The sequence below is a fragment of the Streptomyces sp. NPDC001744 genome (genome assembly GCF_042892575.1).
GTDB lineage: Bacteria > Actinomycetota > Actinomycetes > Streptomycetales > Streptomycetaceae > Streptomyces.
On sequence record NZ_JBIAUG010000002.1, the window covers coordinates 110,101 to 132,536 of the forward strand.

The 22,436-nt window shown below is 70.4% G+C and carries 18 protein-coding genes, 1 tRNA gene and 1 pseudogene; 16 read left to right on the forward strand and 4 right to left on the reverse strand.

What is annotated here, in order from left to right:
* Positions 1 to 63: 63 nt before the first annotated feature.
* The 5 genes from ACFYZY_RS03020 to ACFYZY_RS03040 all read left to right on the forward strand — a co-directional run bounded on the left by ACFYZY_RS03020 (position 64) and on the right by ACFYZY_RS03040 (position 5,623).
* Positions 64 to 1,440 (forward strand): Tat pathway signal protein, encoded by a 1,377-nt coding sequence (locus tag ACFYZY_RS03020; protein ID WP_388688944.1) that lies wholly within the window; start codon positions 64 to 66, stop codon positions 1,438 to 1,440.
* 72 nt (positions 1,441 to 1,512) lie between these two features.
* Complete coding sequence (locus tag ACFYZY_RS03025) at positions 1,513 to 2,007, forward strand: TrmO family methyltransferase (protein ID WP_388688946.1); 495 nt, start codon at positions 1,513 to 1,515, stop codon at positions 2,005 to 2,007.
* A 392-nt stretch (positions 2,008 to 2,399) separates the two neighbouring features.
* Positions 2,400 to 3,899 (forward strand): helix-turn-helix domain-containing protein, encoded by a 1,500-nt coding sequence (locus ACFYZY_RS03030; RefSeq protein ID WP_388689359.1) that lies wholly within the window; start codon positions 2,400 to 2,402, stop codon positions 3,897 to 3,899.
* Positions 3,896 to 4,603 carry an HAD family hydrolase gene (locus ACFYZY_RS03035; protein WP_388688947.1) on the forward strand — a complete coding sequence of 236 codons (708 nt, stop codon included), beginning with the start codon at positions 3,896 to 3,898 and terminating at the stop codon, positions 4,601 to 4,603. The genes ACFYZY_RS03030 and ACFYZY_RS03035 overlap by 4 nt, the downstream gene beginning before the upstream one ends.
* 180 nt (positions 4,604 to 4,783) lie before the next feature.
* The gene (locus tag ACFYZY_RS03040; protein WP_388688948.1) at positions 4,784 to 5,623 is read left to right on the forward strand and encodes a hypothetical protein; all 840 of its coding nucleotides are present in this window, start codon (positions 4,784 to 4,786) and stop codon (positions 5,621 to 5,623) included.
* Here the strand turns inward: ACFYZY_RS03040 and ACFYZY_RS03045 are convergent.
* The 3 genes from ACFYZY_RS03045 to ACFYZY_RS03055 are packed head-to-tail and all read right to left on the reverse strand — an operon-like array spanning position 5,611 to position 7,728.
* Positions 5,611 to 6,420, reverse strand: a complete 810-nt coding sequence (locus tag ACFYZY_RS03045; RefSeq protein ID WP_388688949.1) for an aldo/keto reductase — start codon at positions 6,418 to 6,420, stop codon at positions 5,611 to 5,613. The two genes, ACFYZY_RS03040 and ACFYZY_RS03045, sit on opposite strands and share 13 nt — an antisense overlap.
* A complete protein-coding gene (locus tag ACFYZY_RS03050) occupies positions 6,330 to 7,541 on the reverse strand; it encodes a JmjC domain-containing protein (RefSeq protein WP_388688951.1) in 1,212 nt (403 codons plus the stop codon). Before ACFYZY_RS03050 ends, ACFYZY_RS03045 begins: the two co-directional genes overlap by 91 nt.
* 10 nt (positions 7,542 to 7,551) lie before the next feature.
* Positions 7,552 to 7,728 carry a hypothetical protein gene (locus ACFYZY_RS03055; RefSeq protein ID WP_282693502.1) on the reverse strand — a complete coding sequence of 59 codons (177 nt, stop codon included), beginning with the start codon at positions 7,726 to 7,728 and terminating at the stop codon, positions 7,552 to 7,554.
* A 1,058-nt stretch (positions 7,729 to 8,786) separates the two neighbouring features.
* On the opposite strand from ACFYZY_RS03055, the gene ACFYZY_RS03060 reads away from it, so the two are divergent.
* Both ACFYZY_RS03060 and ACFYZY_RS03065 read left to right on the forward strand, forming a co-directional pair.
* Positions 8,787 to 8,960 (forward strand): helix-turn-helix transcriptional regulator, encoded by a 174-nt coding sequence (locus ACFYZY_RS03060; protein WP_388688952.1) that lies wholly within the window; start codon positions 8,787 to 8,789, stop codon positions 8,958 to 8,960.
* Complete coding sequence (locus tag ACFYZY_RS03065) at positions 8,927 to 10,333, forward strand: tyrosine-type recombinase/integrase (RefSeq protein ID WP_388688953.1); 1,407 nt, start codon at positions 8,927 to 8,929, stop codon at positions 10,331 to 10,333. Before ACFYZY_RS03060 ends, ACFYZY_RS03065 begins: the two co-directional genes overlap by 34 nt.
* 211 nt (positions 10,334 to 10,544) lie before the next feature.
* Here ACFYZY_RS03065 and ACFYZY_RS03070 read toward each other — a convergent pair.
* A tRNA-Arg gene (locus ACFYZY_RS03070) sits at positions 10,545 to 10,616 on the reverse strand.
* A gap of 161 nt (positions 10,617 to 10,777) precedes the next feature.
* On the opposite strand from ACFYZY_RS03070, the pseudogene ACFYZY_RS03075 reads away from it, so the two are divergent.
* From ACFYZY_RS03075 to prfA, 9 genes and pseudogenes are all read left to right on the forward strand, one after another.
* Positions 10,778 to 11,305: pseudogene (locus tag ACFYZY_RS03075) on the forward strand (response regulator); the annotation flags it as partial.
* A 442-nt stretch (positions 11,306 to 11,747) separates the two neighbouring features.
* Positions 11,748 to 12,800 carry an ArgS-related anticodon-binding protein NrtL gene (nrtL, locus tag ACFYZY_RS03080; RefSeq protein WP_388688955.1) on the forward strand — a complete coding sequence of 351 codons (1,053 nt, stop codon included), beginning with the start codon at positions 11,748 to 11,750 and terminating at the stop codon, positions 12,798 to 12,800.
* A gap of 16 nt (positions 12,801 to 12,816) precedes the next feature.
* The gene (gene lysA / locus ACFYZY_RS03085) at positions 12,817 to 14,208 is read left to right on the forward strand and encodes a diaminopimelate decarboxylase (RefSeq protein WP_388688956.1); all 1,392 of its coding nucleotides are present in this window, start codon (positions 12,817 to 12,819) and stop codon (positions 14,206 to 14,208) included.
* Positions 14,209 to 14,362: 154 nt separating this feature from the next.
* The gene (locus tag ACFYZY_RS03090; RefSeq protein ID WP_388688958.1) at positions 14,363 to 15,664 is read left to right on the forward strand and encodes a homoserine dehydrogenase; all 1,302 of its coding nucleotides are present in this window, start codon (positions 14,363 to 14,365) and stop codon (positions 15,662 to 15,664) included.
* Between the two features lie 6 nt (positions 15,665 to 15,670).
* The gene (thrC, locus tag ACFYZY_RS03095) at positions 15,671 to 16,741 is read left to right on the forward strand and encodes a threonine synthase (protein ID WP_388688959.1); all 1,071 of its coding nucleotides are present in this window, start codon (positions 15,671 to 15,673) and stop codon (positions 16,739 to 16,741) included.
* A 329-nt stretch (positions 16,742 to 17,070) separates the two neighbouring features.
* Positions 17,071 to 17,991, forward strand: a complete 921-nt coding sequence (gene thrB, locus ACFYZY_RS03100; protein ID WP_388688961.1) for a homoserine kinase — start codon at positions 17,071 to 17,073, stop codon at positions 17,989 to 17,991.
* 470 nt (positions 17,992 to 18,461) lie between these two features.
* A complete protein-coding gene (rho, locus tag ACFYZY_RS03105) occupies positions 18,462 to 20,570 on the forward strand; it encodes a transcription termination factor Rho (protein ID WP_388688963.1) in 2,109 nt (702 codons plus the stop codon).
* 434 nt (positions 20,571 to 21,004) lie between these two features.
* Positions 21,005 to 21,229 (forward strand): 50S ribosomal protein L31, encoded by a 225-nt coding sequence (gene rpmE / locus ACFYZY_RS03110; RefSeq protein WP_030218896.1) that lies wholly within the window; start codon positions 21,005 to 21,007, stop codon positions 21,227 to 21,229.
* 96 nt (positions 21,230 to 21,325) lie between these two features.
* Positions 21,326 to 22,402 (forward strand): peptide chain release factor 1, encoded by a 1,077-nt coding sequence (prfA, locus tag ACFYZY_RS03115; RefSeq protein ID WP_388688965.1) that lies wholly within the window; start codon positions 21,326 to 21,328, stop codon positions 22,400 to 22,402.
* The last annotated feature ends 34 nt before the right edge of the window (positions 22,403 to 22,436 follow it).

A 22,436-nucleotide genomic window follows, 5' to 3' on the forward strand; every position in this document is an offset into this window, starting at 1 on the left:
CAGCGAGGTGATGCACGTGATGCAAGATCGTTTCAGGGACAGGGGCGCACGCACGTGAGCCGGATGCGCAACACCAAACTGGACGCTCTCGTCCAGGAACTCGGCTTGTCGCAGCGGCAACTGGCTGCCCGGTTCCGAGCCGTCGCCGCCGAGAACGGCGCCACAGAGCTGCTTCGATGCGACCAGTCGCGCATCGCCCGATGGATCGGAGGCGCGATCCCCGAGGGCCGGGCACCGCATATCTTGGCGGAGACGCTCACCCGGGGCCTTGGCCGCGTCATCACGCTCGCCGACATCGGGCTGGAGCAGGAAGACCGAGCCGCGCCGCCGGCACCCGGGTGGAGCGTCGACGCCCTCACCACGCTGGCCACCCTCGGGAGCACGGACATGGACATAGAACGGCGCCGGGTGCTGGCGCAGACGGCCTACTCGGTTACGGGCCTGGTGCTCCCCTCCGAGGCCGAATGGCACCAGGCTGCGGAACGCGCCCGCGCCAGGAAGCCCCTCTCGCGACGCACCGTCACCCTCGACGACGTCGCCAGCGTCCGCGAGATGACGACGTTCCTCTCCCGCCGGGACCAAGAGCGCGGCGGCCACGGTGTGGGGCGTACCGCACTCGTCGCCTACCTGCGCACCGACGTCGTCGAGCTTCTCTCCGGCCGGTTCCCCACCGACCATGTGCGCCGGGCCATGACCTCGGCGGCAGCCGAACTCGCCTACCTCGCGGGATGGACCTCCTTCGACGCGGGCGAGCACCCGATCGCGCTCCGGTGGCTGACCTTGGCGACCCAGCTCGCCGAGGAGGCCGGCGACGCCCCCCTCGCCGGACACGTGCTGCGCGCCATGGCCCACCAGGCGGTCGACCTGAAGCAGCCGGCCGAGGCCATCCGCCTGGCGGAGGGATCCCTCTCCGGCCGCCGCTACCGGGAGGCGTGCTGGCGGGAGAAGGCCCTCTTGGGCGTCGTGCATGCCCGGGCGCTCGCTGCCGCCGGACACAAGCCACAGGCCGCAGCCGCGCTCCTCCAAGCCGAGAAGGACCTCGGACGCGCCACCGACGAGGGCGAGGAACCGGAGCGTGTCTGGTTCTTCGCTGAGGCCAGCCTTGCCCACGAAACCGGTGCCACGCTGAGGGACCTCGGCGATCTGAAGGGCGCCGAGCGGGAGTTCAAACGCAGCGTCCGCACCCGCCGGGCGCAGTTCAAGCGCACCCACTCCGTGACCCTGGGATACCTCGGCGACGTACAGGTCCGGCAAGGGCAGCTCGACGCGGCCTGCGCCACATGGCGGCAGGCGCTCGACGCCATGACCGGGGTGCAGTCTGGCCGCGCTCGGGAGACCGTCGTACAGATGCGCCGAGCGCTGAGCCCGTTCCGAAACCGAGGCGGCAGCCCGGCAGCAGAACTCGACGCCCAAGCGCGCGCAGTGCTCGCCGCCCGCTGACCGATAGCGTACGGACGCCCGGATCAAGGAACCTCCGTCCTCGGACGGCGGCCATGTCAGGAGAGGCAGTACGTGTTCAAAGTCAGCAACTACATTCAGGTTCCGGTGATCGCCACCGTTGTCGGAGGCCAGACCGGTCGCCTCGACGACTACAAGGCCGGCGTCGAATCGATCATCCGTCTCGTCCCGGAAGTCCCTGAGAGCGCCCTCGAAGGGATCGACGAGTTCAGCCACATCGAGGTGCTCTTCCACTTCCACCTGGGAACGGACGGCGACATCGAGCTCGAACCGCGAAGCCCGCGGGGAAACCCCCAGTGGCCCGCCACCGGCGGCCTCGTGCACCGGAACCACCGCCGCCCGGCCCGCCTCGGGGTCTCGTACCCCCGACTGCTGCGAGTCGAGGGCCGGGACCTTCACGTCACGGACCTGGACGCCGATGACGACACGCCGGTGATCGACCTGGCGCCCGTCTTCCGGGAGATGCTGCCCCGCGGCCCCGTCCGCCAGCCGGAGTGGCCGACCGACATGCTGCAGAACTACTGGCGGGACGCTCGCGAGCGGCCGTGAAGCGAGATCCGTCTTCAGGGCCCCCTCTCGGCCGGTCGCGCCTGCGACGCGATACGGCAAGGGCAAGCTGTTTCGCCCGCACCGGCCGTTGCACCGCAATGGCGCGTGCGTTGCGCCGAGATCGCCGCGTAGCCGAAGACGCCTGCCGCGTGATACGGACACGGCCCTGTGTCCTCGTTTCATGAGGCATCCCCTTTCTGGAGCAGCGGATCAAAACGGCCCGGAAGCAACAAAGCTCAACGGGGAGTAACGGGTTCAGTGCCATGAGTTTGGATTCGCACCGGCTGGCAGGGCACCGCCGCAGCGATATCGCTGCGGCGATATCGATCTCCGCCTAGCCTGTTCTCACGGCTGGGGCGAGCTGGATCACGACCAGGGGAGCTGAGGTGGCCATGTCAGAGGCGCCTGGGCGGATGTGTGTGCGGTGCGGGCTGCCGATTAGCCGGTACAACCCGGATACGCGGTGCGCTGCCTGCGCCCGGACTGATGAGGCACCGACGATCCCGGACCGGGCCTGGCGCGACGAGCAAGTACACAAGGCCCTTGCTGCCTGGGATTTCGGGACTGTCGTACGCCTTGTGCGTCGCCGATCCGGGCTCTCCCAGAAAGCAGTACGCGAGCTGACCGGGTTGACCCAGGGCTACATCTCGGATGTGGAGCGCGGTCTCAAACAGGTCAACGGCCGAGAGGCGATCATCGACCTTCTGACCGGACTTGGGCTTCCTGCCGACCTGCGCCCGCTCCTCCTGACCCCCTTCGCGCAGGCTGAATCGCAGCGGCTCAGCGCTGCCATCGACCCGGCCCTGCCGTGGACGACGGCTCGTATGGTGACGTCACTGGACGCAGCCGTCGGAGGAGCCATGACCGGATTGAACCGCCGCAGTGTGATCGCCCTGGGGGGGGCCGGCCTCACGCAGTACATCCTGCAAGCAGCCATCGCCCCCCCTGAGGCCGTGGCCTCCACCGCTCGGAACGGAATCAGCGTCTCCGACCAGCTCCTCACGAGCCTGCAGTCGACCACCGACGCTCTGCGTCAGGCCGATGCCAACCACGGCAGCGGCAACCTCGCCCGAGCCGCCACGGCACACCTCAAGGTCCTCCTCCGGCTTCTGAAGGAAGGGGACTTCACCGAGGCGACCGGCCGGCGCCTCGCGGCGGTGGCCGCGGACACCGCGATCCAGACCGGCTGGTACCACTTCGACAGCGGCGCCCACGACGTCGCCCGCAACCTTCTCCTCGGAGCCCTGCGCGCTGCCCATGCCAGCGGCGACAGCAGGCTGCGTGCCGGGGCTCTGTCCTTCATCGCCATCCACGGCTATTCCGTCGGCGACCCCCGCGACGCGATCACCGCCGCGCGCACCGCCCGCCAGGTCATCGCCGACCAGGACGCGCCCGCCCTGCACGCCATGCTCCTCACCCGCCAGGCCCGCGGGCATGCCCGTCTGCGCGAGGAACGCCAGGCCCGCATCGCCCTGGAGGAGGCCCAGGCCCTGTGCGCCCAGGGACGCGGCGAGGACGACCCCCACTGGCTTTACTGGATCAACCCCGGCGAGATCATGGGCCAGACAGCCAGCTGCTTGCTCGATCTGGGCCGCCCCGACCAGGCCGCCCAGGCATTCGCTGACGCCCGCGACGCATTCAGCCCGGATGAGATCCGCACCCGCGCGCAGTTCCTGTCCCGCGCCGCCACCGCCCAGATGCGCGCCGGCGACGTCGACGCCGGATCCGCGACCGGACACGAAGTCCTCGCTCTCGTCACCGGAGTCCGTTCCGCACGTTTGGACGACAACCTGGATGCGATGCTCGCCGAAGCCCGCCGCTACTCCTCGGTGGTTCCCGTCCGAGAGCTTCTGGAACATGGTCAGGCCGTCATGAACGAGCGTGCCGCATGATCTTGGTCTTGTGGGACATTGACCGCACCCTCGTCTACACCGGTGACATCGACCGGCGTGTGTACCGGGAGACCTTTACCAGCGTCGTCGGTCGACCCCCGACCGCCCTGCCGGCCCGCGGCACCGGAGTCACCATGCCCCTGGCAGTCCGCGAGCTCCTGCGCGTCAACCATGTTCCTGAGAAGAGCGTGGAGGCGCTGGCGAACCGCATCGTCGCCGAGCTCCCCGACCGCCTGGCCGGCCACCGGGAGCTGCTGGCCGCCGAGGGGGTCATCATGCCCGGAGCCGTGGACGCGCTGGCCGCGGTTCAGCAGGCGGAGCACCTGATCCCGACCGTCGTCACGGGAAACCTGCGAGGCAGCGCCGAGACCAAACTGTCCGCGCTGGGCCTCATCGGCTACCTCGACACCGACATCGGCGGCTACGCGTCCGACGATCCCCACCGGCCGGCTCTCGTACGCATCGCCCAAGACCGGGCAGCCGCGAAGCACGGAGGCCGGTTCGATCGCGACAACACGGTGATCGTGGGCGACTCGCTGGAAGACGTACGCACCGGTCTGGAAGGCGGTGCCAGGGTCATCGGGGTCGCCTCGGGCACCACCACCGAAGAGCAGCTGCGAGCAGCAGGGGCAGACCAAGTCGTGTCTGACCTCGGCTCGGCTCGTACTCTCCTTCGCCTCATCGGCCAGGTTCGGGCTTCCTAAAGCGGGCTGGGCGACGCTGCGAACGTGGGACCTGGAGCCGTTACCGTTGTTCGCCGGTACCCGGCACCCGGCATGGTGGACGGTCCACATGGAGAGGACCTCCACCACCGTATTCAGGAGCTCTCCCAGAGCGGTCGACTTCAGGCACATCCCGATCGCTGGCTTGGTAACTTCGAGCGCATGACGCTGCGTTCGGTGGATCTGCGCAAGGAGCCGGTGGAAGCCGTGCTGGAACGGGTCGAACGGTCGGTGGGCACGAAACTGGACCGCGAGAGCGTGGTGCGCAAGCGCCGGTCGGTCGGCGCTCGTACGGGCCGTGAGACATGGGTGCGGGTTGAACGGCGGGGCCTCGACCGGGTCGGTGTCCAGGGCGCCGACGGGACAGCTTCCGCAGAGGCCCTCTCCGGGATCGCGAAGCCTCGCTGGTACGCCGGGGTGGCGTGGCGGGACGAACTGGAGCCCGTGATGTGGAGGGCGGACGAGACGGAGCTGTTGCCTGGTGTACCAGCGGGCAGCGCCGTGATCACAAGGGACCCGCGCTTGCCGGACAGGTGGTGGGCCGACATGAACATCTCGCTGGACGCGCTTGCCGCGCAGCCCACCAACCGGATCGCGTCGCCAGATACCGAGACCATCACGCAGGAGCTCGTCACCGCCACGATCCGCGCGGTCTTCCCGGACGTCGACACCACACTGGGGGAGTGGCGTCCAGCCCACGCCGACTTCAACTGGGCGAACATCACCGCACCAGCGTTCTGCATGTTCGACTGGGAGGACTGGGGCATGGCCCCCCGTGGCCTCGACGCGGCTAGCCTGTGGGGCGCATCCCTCGCCGTGCCTGCACTTGCCGACCGCGTCCTCCGCGAGCGACGCGCCGACCTGGAGAGCCGGGACGGCCGGCTAATGACCCTGTACGTTGCCGCGAAGATCCTCGGCCCCCACGCCGACCCGGACGACCCCCGGCTGGGGGCCGCCCGGGAGACGGCGCAGCGCGGGGTGGAGGAGCTTCAGTCGCTCTGACGGCGCCCTTGAAGGAGCCGGCGGTACTCGGTGACCACGTGGTGGTCGACTTCGTGGGCGAGGGCATCGACCAGCTCCCGAAGGTGGCCGGCATCGTCGGTGCCGACCGCTACGGCGTTGACCTGGGGCAGGTGGTAGGCGGAGCGGAACGCTGCCTGGACCTTGGTGACCGACGGTCCGTCCCGGAGGAAGATCCGAGGGTCGAAGCGCTCCCAGACTGCCTCGGTCGTGCTGCCGTTGAAGGGGCTCATGCCCCAGACCTGCGACGGCCGCCACCGCGCGGCGAGGGCCTCGGCGGCTTCGAGGACGTCGAGGCCGACGAGCAGCCCGGCCCTGACCATGAGCACAGCCGGTTGGGGCACGTCGAAGCCGACAAGCGGGCGCGGGTCCCAGCTCGATACCCCCCACCCGCCGCACAGTCCCGCCTGGGCAGCGTCTGCCAGGGCCGCGCACGCCTGGGACAGGAGTCCGGCGGCGGGGCGGGAGTGCTCGGGGTTGTGGAGGAGCACCGTGTCCGGTTCCCGCCCGAGGTCCTTCGCGGCCCGCTCAACGGCGGCGCGCAGCCGGGCCGGGTCGAGGGAGTGTCCGTCGGGGAAGTACGCGACCTTGGTGGAGACCGTGAACTTCGACAAGAGGTCACCAGCCACGGCGTTCAAGGTCTCGTGGGAGCGGTGGCGCAGGTAGTTGGAGGCGGTGTCGAGGCGTGTTACGCCGAGGTCTGCGGCTGCTTCGAGTACGTCACGGGGGTGACCAGACCGGTGTAGCCCGAGGATGATGTCTCCGTCAGCGGTTCGCACAGCCCCTCCGTGATCAGCAGATCGGCCAGTGTGAGGGTGGTCTCGTCGGCACCGGCGAGCTGGACCGGGTGGCCAGACAGGATCGTGCGCAGGCTCGGCTCCGCGCGCTCGTGGAAGGTGAGCCGCTTGCCGCCGCCGACGACCTGGACCGCGCCGCCGGAGCGCACGATCGAAGGGGCGAACTCCGTGACCGCGGCGACGCCGTCCGGTCGGCCGAACGCGGCCACGTGGGGCATGTGGCGGGCGGGCGGGGTGCTGGCGCGCAGCTCGTCCAGGTACTTCTCGGGGCTGTGGGCAGCGGCCAGGGCACTGAGCCTGTCCGCCAGCTCCTGAGGCCCGGTGTCCCCGGTGCCTTCCAGATCGCGGCGGAACTCCTCGTCGGAGCGCGCCCTGTCGGAGAGGTAGTTGACCCAGGTGACTCCGGTGCGCTTGGTGAATCCGAAGGTCACGTGCAGCGAGTGGCCACCGCTGCCGGAGCCGAGACGGGTGGCGGTGTGCCAGAAACCGCGGGGGATGTGCATGACGTCCCCGGCCTGCATGGTGCCCTTCCACAGCACCTCCTCGGAAGGGGTGCGGTTGCGCTCGGCGTCTCGGTACATCGGCGCCGGCCGGGACGGCCCGCGGACCTCCCAGGACTTCTCGCCGGACAGCTGCACGGCGATCACCTCGTGGTCATCCCAGTGAAGGTGGAACCCGTCGGTGTCCCCAACCGCCAGATAGGCGTTGGCCGAGGTCAGCTCGCCCGACCACCACCCCAGGGCGCGGCAGGCGATTTCCAACGTCGGATCGAAGAAGTCCACGTGGTCCAAGACCACCGTGCCGCCACTGCTGAGGATGCGCCCGAGGGCTGCCATGTCGGCCTGGCTCACGGACTGCCGCCGCCGGTTGACGTTCATGGACAGATAGTTGGACGGGTGGACTTCCTCGCCCTCGGCGTAGCAGCGCAGCTGCGGGTTGGCCAGGTGGCGGCGCTTGATCAGGTCCAACAGCCGGTGCGGAGTCAGCAGCCGGGCGGGCAGGTCCGGGTCCGTGAGACGGCCGCGCGCGAACGCGGCCCCCACGGCGCCCGGCCCGTCCCAGCCGAGAGCCTTCTCGATATGGGTGACGAGCCGGTGCTCCACGGGCTCCTCCTTATGCCTTCGGGAGGTTCAGGTCGCGGTTCTCGCCGTCATCGCCCGCGCTGTTCTGCGAGCTGGTGACGTCAGACCGCTCGGACTCACTGCGGTCGTGTGCCACGGCCAGTTCCTCCACGGCGATCAGAAGCGCGGGACTGGTCCCCGCTGCCGGAGTGGATGCTCCGCTGCTCATCTGCACTCTCCCCTCAGTCGCTCCCGCCCGGCTCCGGGCGAAGGTCTGAGTTAACCGGGGTCCAGCAGGCGGCAGTAGAGCTGAAATCGGACACATGTGCGCAGCGAGGCGCCGTTGCCTGTCGGCTTAGAGGCGCCCGGGTGAGGTCATGTAAGCCGAGGGTCGTCTTGTGGCAAATCCGATTCAATCTGGTTGGCCATTCGCTCATGGCAGACAGGAATCCTGAGGGCAGGACTGGAACAAAGTGCGGTTGCATGTCAACCTACACACCCGCCGATTTATCCGCCGCCAACAGGCTGCCTGGTTATTTCAGGAGACTTCCCTGTCACCACTCGGATCGCTTCGATACGTCTGCCCAGTCCTCTTTGCCGTGGGGGCAACGAACGCCGTTACGGCGTCACTGCAGGATGATCTTGTCAGCGTCTCGACTGCCCTATGCCTATGCCTCTGCGCCGCCGGGCTTTTCGTTATCGCCCAGAAGCAGCAGGCTCTTCAGCTCGGCCAGAAGATCCTTGTATGGGTGGCGAATCACCCGGAAGTGACGGCTGGGCAGGTGGCGAGGGCTGTTGGCTGCTCAACGCCGACAGCCCAGGTCGGCCTTGAACGGCTGACAAAAGAAGGCTTCTTGTCCCGCCGTGAACTCCACGGGGGTGTTCGCCGGTACAGCCTTCCGGTCTGATGGGGCGTTGAGTGCAGGGCGCAATGTAGCGGACGATCCCCGGTTTCCGAAACCGGGGATCGTCCGGATCATCAGGGACGTGCTCTGGCTGCTTGGCGGTGGACCAGATCGCAACGCCTGTTCCCGTCGGCCACCGAGGGCCGACTACGGATGTGAAGTCAAGGGAACCCCTGCCCCCCGGTTCGCTCGGTTGAACCCTTAGGAACTGCGACGTGTTCTGGCTCGATGAAAATCCGTCCTCGCGTAAATCTGCGGTGCTCGTTGCCCTGACGCAGACTTGCGGAGGCTGCTTTCCCCTGGCAGTGGCTTACCCCCGCTTCGGGCAGGTGGTTTCGTGAGGAGGCGGCAGAGCAATAAGTCGCGAGCGGGTGATGTGCTCATGACGGTTCCCGAGGCGCTTTCAGAGCTCGGCGGCGTATCGCGTAGAACTTTTTATCGATGGAGGGAGTTGGGCGTCGCACCAGCCTCCTTCAAACTGCCTAACGGCGAGCTGCGCCTATGGCGTAGCGACCTTCTCGAATGGCTGCAGGAAAGAGAGGATTTGGCAGCTTGAAAACGACTGACGTCCGAATATGGAAGGTCAGGACGAAGCGGCGTCAGGGCAAGGACACCTTCGAGGTGCGGTGGGGCGTGGCCGGCCGTCCCTTCTCGCGGTCACGGGCCACCCAGGGGCTGGCTGACAAGCTGCGTGCCCGGTTGCTCATGGCCCAAGAAGCTGGCGAGCAGTTCGACACGGAGAGCGGCCTCCCTGGCTCCATGGAGGAGCAGCCGCAGGGGCCAACCTGGTACGAGTTCGCTCTGAGCTACATGGGGCGCCGATGGCCGATGGCCTCACCGAACTACCGCGACGAAATCAACGAGTCGTTGACGGCGGTCACCAAGGCAATCCTCCCCAAGACCTCTGGCCGGCCCGCAGACATGGCGCTACAGCGCGCCCTGCGCGACTGGGCTTTCGTTCTCCCGGGGCCGAATGATCGCGAGATTCCCGCGGACTCCCGGGCGGTCCTCAACTGGGTTGCGGAGAATTCCCCGCCCCTGAGCGCCCTGGACGACAGGAAGCTCGTGCATACCGTCCTCGACGCCCTGAAGCTCAAGCTCGACGGCACCCAAGCGTCCACGGAATTCGCGAAGCGAAAGCGCAAGGGATTCGTGGCCGCACTCAACTATGCGACGGAGATCGGCGAGTTCGCAGAAAATCCGGTCGGCCAGGTGAAGGAGACGGCCAGTAAGAAAGTCGTAGAAGTTGATCCGCGCGTCGTCGCGAATCCTCGACAGGCTGCGAACCTTATTGATGCAACCTCCTACGTAGGGTCTTTTGGGCGGGCTCGCGGTCGTCGGTTGGTCGGTATGTTCGGGGCGATGTACTACGCGGGCATCCGGCCGGCCGAGGCTGTGGGCCTTGCGCTCCCGGATTGCTACCTCCCCAAGGAGGGGTGGGGTTCGGCCACTCTCCACCGGACGCGGCCCACGGTCGGGAAGAAGTGGACGAAAACTGGCGAGGTTCATGATGACCGGGGGCTGAAGAACCGGGCACCGGAGGACGTCCGGGTGGTGCCCCTACCTCCGGTGCTGGTCTGGATGCTTCTGGATGGGATTGAGACCTTCGGGGTCGCCGACGACGGGCGGCTGTTCTTCAACGAGCGTGGAGGGGTAGTCGGGTCGTCCACATATGGACGTGTCTGGTCGGAGGCGCGCGAGTTTGGCCTTCCGCCGGAGTTGGTCGCGAGCCCGCTGGCAGGCATCCCGTATGACCTACGTCACGCCGCTCTCTCGGCTTGGCTCAATGCGGGCATGGACCCCACGGAGGCCGCCCGGAGGGCTGGCAACTCCGTGGAGGTGCTTCTGGCCCGGTATGCGAAGTGCATACATGGCCGAGCCGCGATTGCCAACCAGAAGGTCGAGAACTTCTACGCCGAATACGCGTGATGATCATCACACCAAACGCCCCGAGGGTTCACCCTCGGGGCGTTTGGTATGTCTTGGTTGGTCTGACATGACACCTGATGTCCGATCCCACGCATGTCCCACAGAGGGTGTCCTAGAGGTGCGTGAGGTGGCATACGGCTGCGCAAAACAGCAGGCCCTCCGACCTGGCTAGTTGCCTGGTCAGAGGGCCTTTTAGGCACCTGAACTGCGGTGCCCCCGGCAGGATTCGAACCTGCGCACACGGCTCCGGAGGCCGTTGCTCTATCCCCTGAGCTACGGGGGCGTCCGCCGCGTTCGGCGGCGACGGGTAGAACACTACCAGCTCCCGGGGCGTGCCCGTGAACAGGTATTTCCGGGGGTGTCACCGGGGGAGGGGTCCCCCGCACGGGGCGGAAGTGGGTAAAACCCGGACGCGGCCGTCGGGGGCGTCCTACTCTCGTTAGTGTGTCAGGCGCGTCCGGCCGGGTGCTCGTTGTCGACGACAACAAGGTGATCCGGCAGTTGATCAGGGTCAATCTCGAACTCGAGGGGTTCGAGGTCGTGACCGCGGCCGATGGTGCCGAGTGTCTGGATGTCGTGCACCGGGTCCGTCCGGATGTCGTCACCCTCGACGTCGTCATGCCCCGTCTCGACGGGATCAGGACGGCCGAGCGGTTGCGGGCCGACGCCCGGACCCGGCACCTTCCGGTCGCCCTCATCAGCGCCTGCGGCGAGCGCGAGGTCGCCGAGGCCGTCGCCTCCGGCGTCGACGCCTTCCTCCCCAAGCCCTTCGAGCCGAACGAACTCATCGCTGTCGTCAAGCGGTTGTTGTTCTGCGAGCGGTCGAAGCGTTCGGGGGCGGCCGGGCCCGACGGCGGAGAGGAGCCGGCCACAGCGGTCGGCGGGCTGACCTCCGCCCTGGTGGACGCGGCCGGGGACGGTCTCCTCGGTCCCCGGGGCGGTCCTCCCGGGTCCCGGGAAGGCGTTCCCGGTCCCCGCGATGGTCTTCTCGGGCCCCGCGACGCCTTTCCCGGCCCCCGTGATGGTCTCCTCGGCCCCCAGGACCGCTTCCTCGGCCCCCAGGACGGACTCCTCGACTGACCGGCCGGGCCGCTTCCCGACCGCAGTCGATCACAGTCGACCGAAGCCGACCGAAGTCGGCTGATCACTCGCTCCAGCCGGTCCGTCGATCACTCGTCCCGGTCGGTCCATCGGTCCGCCGCCTTCCGGCCGGCCCGCCGACCGGCATCCCCACCCCCGCCCGGCCGGCCGGCCGCCCCGCCCCCTGCCGAACCGGGAACCTCCCCGGACCGAGGGCCTCCCCGACCGGGAACCTCCCGAACCGAAACCCCCAGGACCGGCAACCCCCGGCCCCCCTGCCCGCATGCCGAAACCGGTTCGCGTCGGTACCCCCCTCCTCCCCTAGGCTGGTCCCGTGACCCCCGCGGACCTCTCCCTCACCGTGCTGCGCGCCGTGCGCCGCGCGGTCGACGACGGTGCCCTGCGGGTCGACGTCCCTCCCCGGGTCAAGGTCGAGCGGGCCCGGCCCGGCGGCGCGGGGGAGTACGCCAGCAGCATCGCCCTCGCCCTCGCCCGGCCCGCCGGGCGCAGCGCCCTCGACGTCGCCGGGATCATCGAGGAACGGCTCCGGGACGTCCCGGGCCTCCGGCGCGTCGAGATCACCGGGCCCGGGTTCCTGAACTTCACCCTGCGGGGAGACGCCGACGCCGACCTCGTACGGGGGATCCGCGACGCCGGCCCCTCCTACGGGCACGGCGACGCCCTCGCCGGCACCACCGTCCGCCTCGCCCGCGCGACCGAGCCGCGCGCCGTGCTCGTGACCGGCGTCCTCGTCCGGCTGCTGCGCGCCCAGGGGGCCGACGCCGGGACCGGGGAGGGCGGCGAACGCGTCCACGTGCGCCCCGCCACCTCCCACGAAGACGCCGACGCCGACGCCCTCCGGTGGGCCTTCCTGCGCCCCGCCCCCCACGACCGGCCCCTCGACCCCGCCCCCCTCCTCGTCCAGCACGAGCGCAACCCCCTCTTCCGGGTGCGCTACGCGTACTCCCGGACCCGCAGGCTGCTCGTCAACGCACAGCAGCTCGGCTTCTCCCCCTCGTACGACGCACACGACGCACACGGCAAGCACGACGTGCACGGCACGTACGACGCACACGGCAAGCACGACGTGCACGACGTGCACGAGCCGTACGGGACCCCCGTCGGCGCGGCCGTACTCCTCGGCCTCCTCCGCGACCACCCCGCCGTCCTCCTCGCCGCCGCCCGCCACCGCGCCCCCGACCGGGTCGCCCGGCACCTGGAGGCCGTCGCCGACGCGCTGCTCGCGTTCCAGCACACCGTCCTGCCGCTCGGCGACGAGAAACCCTCGGCCGCCCATCGCTCCCGGCTCGCGCTCGCCGAAGCCGCCGGGACGGTGCTCGCCGGCGGCCTCTCCGTGCTCGGCATCAGCGCACCCGACCGGATCTGAGAGAGCAGACACAGACATGAGCCGTTCCGCCCACCCCGCAGGGCCCCGCCACGCCGACGTCCTTCCCGAGGGCCACTACTCCGCCCCGCCCGCCGACCTCAACGTCCTCGACCCGAAGGTGTGGTCCAGGACCGTCACGCGGGACGAGCGCGGGATCCTCACCGTCGGCGGGATCGGGGTCGACGCGCTCGCCGAGGAGTTCGGCACGCCCGCCTACTTCCTCGACGAGGCTGACTTCCGCGCCCGCTGCCGTGCCTGGGCCGATGCCTTCGGCCGGGACGCGGACGTGTTCTACGCCGGGAAGGCGTTCCTCTCCCGGGCCGTCGTGCGGTGGCTCGCGGAGGAGGGACTGAACCTCGACGTCTGCTCCGGCGGCGAACTCGCCACCGCGCTCTCGGCCGGCATGCCCGCCGAACGCATCGCCTTCCACGGCAACAACAAGAGCGAGCAGGAGATCGAGAAGGCGGTGAGCGCCGGCGTCGGGCGCATCGTCCTCGACTCCTTCCAGGAGATCGTCCGCGTCGCCCACGTCGCCCGGTCCCTCGGCAAGCGGCAGCGCGTGCAGATCCGGGTCACGGTCGGCGTGGAGGCCCACACGCACGAGTTCATCGCCACCGCCCACGAGGACCAGAAGTTCGGCATCGCGCTCGCCGGCGGGCAGGCCGCCGAGGCCGTGCGGCGGGCGCTGGAGCTCGACGCGCTCGAACTCGTCGGCATCCACTCGCACATCGGCTCCCAGATCTTCGACATGGCCGGTTTCGAGGTGTCCGCCCGCCGTGTCGTGGGGCTCCTCGCCGAGGTGCGCGACGAGCACGGCGTCGAACTGCCCGAGATCGACCTCGGCGGCGGCCTCGGCATCGCGTACACCTCCGAGGACGACCCGCGCGAGCCGCACGAGATCGCCAAGGCGCTGCACGAGATCGTGGGGCGGGAGTGCGAGGCCGCCGGGCTCCGCACGCCCCGGATCTCCGTCGAGCCCGGACGGGCCATCGTCGGCCCCACGGCCTTCACCCTCTACCGGGTCGGCACGATCAAGCCGCTCGAAGGGCTGCGGACGTACGTGAGCGTCGACGGCGGCATGTCGGACAACATCCGCACCGCCCTCTACGACGCCGAGTACAGCGCCAGCCTCGTCTCGCGGACCAGCGACGCCGAGCCGATGCTCTCCCGCGTCGTCGGCAAGCACTGCGAGAGCGGCGACATCGTCGTGCGGGACGCCTTCCTCCCCGCCGACCTGGCGCCCGGCGACCTCCTCGCCGTGCCGGCCACCGGCGCGTACTGCCGCTCCATGGCCAGCAACTACAACCACGCGCTCCGCCCGCCCGTCGTCGCCGTCCGCGACGGCGAGGCGCGCGTCATCGTCCGCCGCGAGACGGAGGAAGATCTCCTGCGCCTGGACGTCGGGTGATGAAATAGTCGGGTGATGGAATTCATGTCTCACGATCCGGACGAGGGGCGGAAACCCCCGTCCGGTGAGTGAGACTGGTCCTCGCCGCAGAGGCCGTAGAGACCGTAGAGATACGAACGCAGTAACTACGAAGCAGTACGAGAAACGAGGTCGGATGATGCGTACGCGTCCGCTGAAGGTGGCGCTGCTGGGCTGTGGAGTGGTCGGCTCAGAGGTGGCGCGCATCATGACGACGCACGCCGACGACCTCGCCGCGCGCATCGGCGCCCCGGTCGAGCTCGCCGGCGTGGCGGTCCGCCGTCCGGACAAGGTCCGCGAGGGCGTCGCCCCGGAGCTGGTCACCACCGACGCCACCGCCCTGGCCGCGCGCGAGGACATCGACGTCGTCGTGGAGGTCATCGGCGGGGTCGAACCGGCCCGCACCCTCATCACCACCGCCTTCGAGCACGGCGCCTCCGTCGTCTCCGCCAACAAGGCGCTGCTCGCCCAGGACGGCGCGACCCTCCACGCCACCGCCCAGAAGTACGGGCAGGACCTGTACTACGAGGCCGCCGTCGCCGGCGCCATCCCGCTGATCCGGCCGCTGCGCGAGTCCCTCGCCGGCGACAAGATCAACCGCGTGATGGGCATCGTCAACGGCACGACCAACTTCATCCTCGACAAGATGGACACCTCCGGCGCCGGCTACTCCGAGGCGCTGGACGAGGCCACCGCCCTCGGGTACGCCGAGGCCGATCCGACCGCCGACGTCGAGGGCTTCGACGCCGCCGCCAAGGCCGCCATCCTCGCCGGGATCGCCTTCCACACGCGCGTGCGCCTGGACGACGTCCACCGCGAGGGCATGACCGAGGTCACCGCCGCCGACTTCGCCTCCGCCAAACGGATGGGCTGCACCATCAAACTGCTCGCCATCTGCGAGCGGGCCGCCGACGGGGACTCCGTCACCGCGCGCGTGCACCCCGCGATGATCCCGCTCAGCCACCCGCTGGCCTCCGTCCGCGAGGCGTACAACGCCGTCTTCGTGGAGGCGGAGGCCGCCGGGCGGCTCATGTTCTACGGTCCCGGCGCCGGTGGCTCGCCCACCGCCTCGGCCGTGCTCGGCGACCTCGTCGCCGTGTGCCGCAACAAGCTCAACGGGGCCAACGGCCCCGGCGAGTCCGCGTACGCCCAGCTGCCCGTCAGCCCCATGGGCGAGGTCGTCACGCGGTACCACATCAGCCTCGACGTGGCCGACAAGCCGGGCGTCCTCGCCCAGGTCGCGACGGTCTTCGCCGAGCACGGCGTGTCCATCGACACGGTGCGCCAGCACGGCCGTCAGGACGGAGGCGGCGAGGCGTCCCTCGTCGTCGTCACCCACCGCGCGCCCGACGCCGCCCTCTCCGGGACCGTCGAGGCACTGCGCAAGCTCGACACCGTGCGCGGTGTCGCCAGCATCATGCGTGTTGAAGGGGAGTAAGGACCCATGACCAGCAAGGGCACCCACCAGTGGCGCGGCATCATCGAGGAGTACCGGGACCGCCTTCCGGTCACGGACACGACGCCGGTCGTCACGCTCCGTGAGGGCGGTACGCCGCTCGTTCCCGCTCAGGTCCTCTCCGAGCGCACGGGCTGCGAGGTGCACCTCAAGGTCGAGGGCGCCAACCCCACCGGCTCCTTCAAGGACCGGGGCATGACCATGGCCATCACGCGGGCCAAGGAGGAGGGCGCGCGGGCCGTCATCTGCGCCTCCACCGGCAACACCTCCGCCTCCGCCGCCGCCTACGCGGTGCGCGCCGGCATGGTCTGCGCCGTCCTCGTGCCCCAGGGCAAGATCGCGCTCGGCAAGATGGGCCAGGCCCTCGTGCACGGCGCGAAGATCCTCCAGGTCGACGGCAACTTCGACGACTGCCTCACCCTGGCCCGCTCCCTCTCCGACAACTACCCGGTGGCGCTGGTCAATTCGGTCAACCCGGTCCGCATCGAGGGCCAGAAGACCGCCGCGTTCGAGATCGTGGACATGCTGGGCGACGCCCCCGACATCCACGTCCTGCCGGTCGGCAACGCGGGCAACATCACCGCGTACTGGAAGGGGTACGGGGAGTACGCCGCCGACGGCGCGGCCTCCCGCCGACCGCGCATGTGGGGCTTCCAGGCATCGGGTTCCGCCCCGCTCGTGCGCGGCGAGGTCGTCAAGGACCCGTCGACGATCGCCACCGCGATCCGCATCGGCAACCCGGCCTCGTGGGAGTACGCGATCGCCGCGCGCGACGAGTCGGGCGGCTTCATCGACGAGGTGACGGATCGTGAGATCCTGCGCGCCTACCGCCTGTTGGCCGCTCAGGAGGGCGTCTTCGTCGAGCCCGCCTCGGCCGCCTCGGTCGCCGGTCTGCTGAAGGCCGCCGAGCAGGGCAAGGTCGACCCCGGCCAGCGGATCGTCTGCACCGTCACCGGCAACGGCCTCAAGGACCCCGACTGGGCCGTGGCCGGCGCGCCGCAGCCGGTCACCGTCCCGGTCGACGCCGCGGTCGCCGCCCAGCGCCTCGGCCTGGCCTGATCCCGCCCTTCGCGGGGCCCCCGCCCGGGCCCCGCGCGCGGAAGGTCCCCGCTCGCCGCGCGGGGGAGCGGCACCGCTCGAAACCCGATCAGGAACGTACATAGGCGCACAGGTTGGCGCGCGACACGCATCGTGCGCCTCCTGTGCGCCCTATGTCGCCGCGGAACCTTCCTTCGATAGGCTGTACCGACCCGCCCCGACGCATATGCGCGGTGTTGTTGCCGTTGTCGCCCCCGTGGCCGAAACGGCCCCCGGGTCCCGGTGTACTTCTCTCGAAATACCCGTTGTCCGACATACCCGTTGCCGCAATCAAGGAGAGTCAACGAGCGATGGCCGGTCCAGCGTTCCGCGCCGCCGCCGTACGGGTGCGCGTCCCCGCCACCAGTGCCAACCTCGGTCCGGGGTTCGACGCCTTCGGGCTGGCCCTCGGCCTCTACGACGACGTGGTCGTCCGGGTCGCCGACTCCGGGCTGCACGTGGACATCGCGGGCGAGGGCGCCGAGACGCTCCCGCGCGACGAGGGCCACCTGCTCGTACGCTCCCTGCGCACGGCCTTCGACCTGCTCGGCGGGCAGCCGCGCGGCCTGGAGGTCGTCTGTGCCAACCGCATTCCGCACGGCCGGGGACTCGGCTCCTCCTCCGCCGCCATCTGCGCCGGCATCGTCGCCGCCCGCGCCGTGACCATAGGCGGCGACGCCCGGCTCGACGAGGCCGCCCTCCTGGAGCTGGCCACCGAGATCGAGGGCCACCCCGACAACGTCGCGGCCTGCCTGCTGGGCGGTTTCACGCTCGCCTGGACCGAGTCCGGCGCCGCCCGCGCCATCAGGATGGACCCCTCGGACTCCATCGTTCCGGTGGTTTTCGTCCCCGGGAAGCCGGTCCTGACCGAGACCGCGCGCGGCCTCCTCCCGCGCACCGTCCCGCACGTGGACGCCGCCGCCAACGCCGGCCGCGCCGCCCTCCTCGTCGAGGCCCTGACCCGCCGTCCCGAACTCCTGCTCGCGGCCACCGAGGACCGGCTGCACCAGGAGTACCGGGCCCCCGCGATGCCCGAGAGCGTCGCCCTCGTCAACCGGCTGCGGGAGGACGGCGTTCCCGCCGTCATCTCCGGCGCGGGCCCCACGGTGATGGCCCTCGCCGAGCCCGGGACGGCCGACAAGGTCGCCCTGCTCGCGGGCGACGGCTGGGCCGCCAACCGGCTCGGCCTCGACGCGTCCGGAGCGAGCGTCCTGCCGCTGGCGTCCCCGTGAGGGGACCGGGACGCGGGGCGGCGCCCCGGACGAACGGGGGGACCGGGGCGTGGAACGGCACCCCGGCCGGGTGCGGAAAACCGCCGACGACAGGAGATTGCCGGTGAGGGAGAGGGGGAATGTTTGTTGGAGCCGGTAGTGTTAACCTCAAGTCTGCACCCGACCTCCTTGTGGAGCGGTGCGGAGTGTCCCCTCAGGGACCACCCTTTCTTCCGGGAGCCTCCCCAACTGCCTGAGCAGCCCGCCTGAGCAGTTTCGAGCACGCTCCGGAACCGGCACGACACCCCTCGCTCTTCCTCCGTGAGGGCCGAGCAGGGGGCCTCGGGCCGGACCCACAGCACGTTTCCTCTCTTCCGCCGCACCCGGCGGGACCACCGCCCCGGACTCGGTCCACACATCAGGACCCTGCCGGACAGCACAACCGGTCGCCGAGCCAGATGGCCGACGTCCGCTCCAGGGAAGGACCCTTCGTGAGCGACACCACCGATCTGATGGGCGTGACTGCCGACAGCAGTGTCGACAACGCCGCGCCCGCCGAAGGTGCTGCCACCGGCGGCACCGCACGGCGCCGCCGCTCCGGCACCGGCCTCGACGGCATGGTCCTGGCCGAGCTGCAGCAGGTCGCGTCCGGCCTCGGCATCAGGGGCACCGCGCGGATGCGCAAGAGCCAGCTGATCGAGGTCATCAAGGAGGCGCAGGCCGGAGGAGGCTCCGCCGCCCCCGCCAAGACCGCCGACGCCGCCGAGGCCAAGCCGAAGCGCCGCGCCACCTCCAAGGCCCGCACGGGCGAGACGGCCGCCGAGCCCGTCGCCGAGGCCCCCGCCGCTCCCCAGGCGGAGAAGGCCGAGAAGGCCGCCGGCCAGCAGCAGATCGAGATCCCGGGCCAGCCCTCCCCCAAGACTCCGTCGGAGCAGGGGAGCGCCGCCGACGAGCAGCCGGCCGGTGAGCGCCGCCGCCGTCGCGCCACCGCCCCCGCCGGTTCGCCGGAGGGCGGGACCGAGGCCGACCGGGCGGTCAGGACCGAGACCCGTACGGACACCCGCACCGAGCCCCGTGAGACCAGGGCCGACGCACAGACCGACACCAGGGCCGAGGCCGCCGTGGACGGCGCCGAGGGCCGTGGCCGCCGTGACCGCGGCGAGCGGGGCGACCGGGGGGAGCGCGGCGACCGCCGCGACCGCCGGGACCGCCAGCGCGACCGCAAGGGCGACGACCAGCAGCAGCAGGGCGGCGGTCAGCAGGGCGGCCAGCGCAAGGAGCGCCAGGGCCAGGGCCAGGGCGGCGGTCAGGGCCAGCAGGGCGGCCAGCAGAGCGGCCCGCAGGACGACTACGACGACGAGGCCGGCGGCCGCCGGGGCCGTCGCGGCCGCTACCGCGACCGCCGCGGGCGCCGTGGCCGCGACGACTTCCAGGCCGGCGAGCCGCAGGTCGCCGACGACGACGTCCTGATCCCCGTCGCGGGCATCCTCGACATCCTCGACAACTACGCGTTCATCCGGACCTCCGGCTACCTGCCCGGCCCGAACGACGTGTACGTCTCCCTCGCCCAGGTCCGCAAGAACGGCCTGCGCAAGGGTGACCACGTCACCGGTGCCGTGCGCCAGCCGAAGGAGGGCGAGCGCCGCGAGAAGTTCAACGCGCTGGTCCGCCTGGACTCCGCGAACGGCATGGCCGCCGACTCCGGCCGCGGCCGCCCGGAGTTCAACAAGCTGACCCCGCTCTACCCGCAGGACCGGCTCCGCCTGGAGACCGACCCGGGCGTGCTGACCACGCGGATCATCGACCTCGTGTCGCCGATCGGCAAGGGCCAGCGCGGTCTGATCGTGGCCCCGCCGAAGACCGGCAAGACCATGATCATGCAGGCGATCGCCAACGCGATCACCACCAACAACCCCGAGTGCCACCTGATGGTCGTCCTGGTCGACGAGCGTCCGGAAGAGGTCACCGACATGCAGCGGTCGGTCAAGGGCGAGGTCATCTCCTCGACCTTCGACCGCCCGGCCGAGGACCACACCACCGTCGCCGAGCTGGCCATCGAGCGCGCCAAGCGCCTCGTGGAGCTGGGTCACGACGTGGTCGTCCTGCTCGACTCGATCACCCGTCTGGGCCGCGCGTACAACCTCGCCGCCCCGGCCTCCGGCCGCATCCTGTCCGGTGGTGTCGACTCGACCGCGCTCTACCCGCCGAAGCGCTTCTTCGGTGCCGCGCGCAACATCGAGGACGGCGGCTCGCTGACCATCCTCGCCACCGCGCTCGTGGACACCGGTTCGCGCATGGACGAGGTGATCTTCGAGGAGTTCAAGGGCACCGGCAACATGGAGCTCAAGCTCGACCGGAAGCTCGCCGACAAGCGCATCTTCCCGGCCGTCGACGTCGACGCCTCGGGCACGCGCAAGGAGGAGATCCTGCTCGGCAGCGACGAGCTGGCCGTCACCTGGAAGCTGCGCCGCGTGCTGCACGCGCTCGACCAGCAGCAGGCGATCGAACTGCTCCTCGACAAGATGAAGCAGACGAAGTCGAACGGCGAGTTCCTCCTCCAGATCCAGAAGACCACCCCCGGAGCGAACAACAACGACTGACGCGGTCCACCGGACCCGCGTCGCACGGCGGAGGCCGGGCCCCGGCCCGTGACTCCGCCGTGGTCCGCGCCGCCCGCCGCGCCCACCGTGTCCGCACGGTGGGCGCGGCGTCGTCCCCGGCCGGTGCCGGGCCCGGCACGGTGTACGCCCCCGGCGGTCCCGTGGCGGACCCCGCACCCCGGACGGCCCCCGCTCGTTCCCGTACGGCCGCGGGCGCCGCTCCGGCGGGCCCGGACGGCACCGGGGGCCGGGTTCCCGCCGGGGGAGTCGTCGGGGCGGTCGCGGGAGCCGCGGGGGCGCCCGGGAATACCTCCGGACCGCCCCCGGTTTTGGGAGATGCGGCCGGTCCTGGCAGACTGGTACGTCGGCCCCGGTTCACGCATGCCGCAACCCGCGGTAGCGACCCGGTGCCCTCCCGGAACATAGGAGACACCTTGAAGCGCGAGATCCACCCCGAGTACGTCGAGACCCAGGTCAGCTGCACCTGTGGCGCGTCGTTCACCACCCGCAGCACCCTCACCGACGGCACCATCCGTGCCGAGGTCTGCTCCGAGTGCCACCCGTTCTACACGGGCAAGCAGAAGATCCTCGACACCGGCGGCCGCGTCGCCCGCTTCGAGGCCCGCTTCGGCAAGGCCGCCGGCTCCGCCAACAAGTAGCGAGCCCCTGCGCCGGTCCACGGTCGCCCCGCGCGGGTGGCCGGGACCGGCGCTTTGGCGTCCCCGTAGCAATCTGACGAAAACCAGGAGCCCCCGATGTTCGAGGCGGTCGAGGAACTGATCGGCGAGCACGCCGACCTCGAGACGAAGCTGGCGGACCCCTCGGTCCACGCGGACCAGGCGAACGCGCGCAAGCTCAACAAGCGCTACGCCGAGCTGACCCCGATCGTCGCCACCTACCGCTCCTGGAAGCAGACCGGTGACGACATCGAGACCGCCCGCGAGCTGGCGCACGACGACCCCGACTTCGCCGCCGAGGTCAAGCAGCTGGAGAAGGACCGGGAGGAGCTGACCGACAAGCTCCGCCTGCTCCTCGTCCCGCGCGACCCCAGCGACGACAAGGACGTCATCCTGGAGATCAAGGCCGGCGCCGGCGGCGACGAGTCCGCGCTCTTCGCCGGCGACCTGCTCCGCATGTACCTCCGGTACGCCGAGCGCGTCGGCTGGAAGACCGAGATCATCGACGCCACCGAGTCCGAGCTGGGCGGCTACAAGGACGTCCAGGTCGCCGTGAAGACCAAGGGCGGCAACGGTGCCACCGAGCCCGGCCAGGGCGTCTGGGCCCGGCTCAAGTACGAGGGCGGGGTGCACCGCGTCCAGCGCGTGCCCGCCACCGAGTCCCAGGGCCGCATCCACACCTCCGCCGCCGGCGTCCTCGTCACGCCCGAGGCCGAGGAGGTCGAGGTCGAGGTCCACGCCAACGACCTGCGCATCGACGTCTACCGCTCGTCCGGCCCCGGCGGCCAGTCGGTCAACACCACCGACTCCGCCGTCCGCATCACCCACCTGCCGACCGGCATCGTCGCCTCCTGCCAGAACGAGAAGAGCCAGCTCCAGAACAAGGAGCAGGCCATGCGCATCCTGCGCTCCCGGCTCCTCGCCGCCGCCCAGGAGAAGGCCGAGGCCGAGGCCGCCGACGCCCGTCGCAGCCAGGTCCGCACGGTCGACCGCTCCGAGAAGATCCGGACGTACAACTACCCGGAGAACCGCATCTCGGACCACCGCGTCGGTTTCAAGGCGTACAACCTGGACCAGGTGCTCGACGGCGAACTGGACGCGGTGATCCAGGCGTGCGTCGACGCCGACTCGGCGGCGAAGCTCGCCGCCGCGTAAGGACCCGAGCCCCACCCCGCACCACGGAGGACCA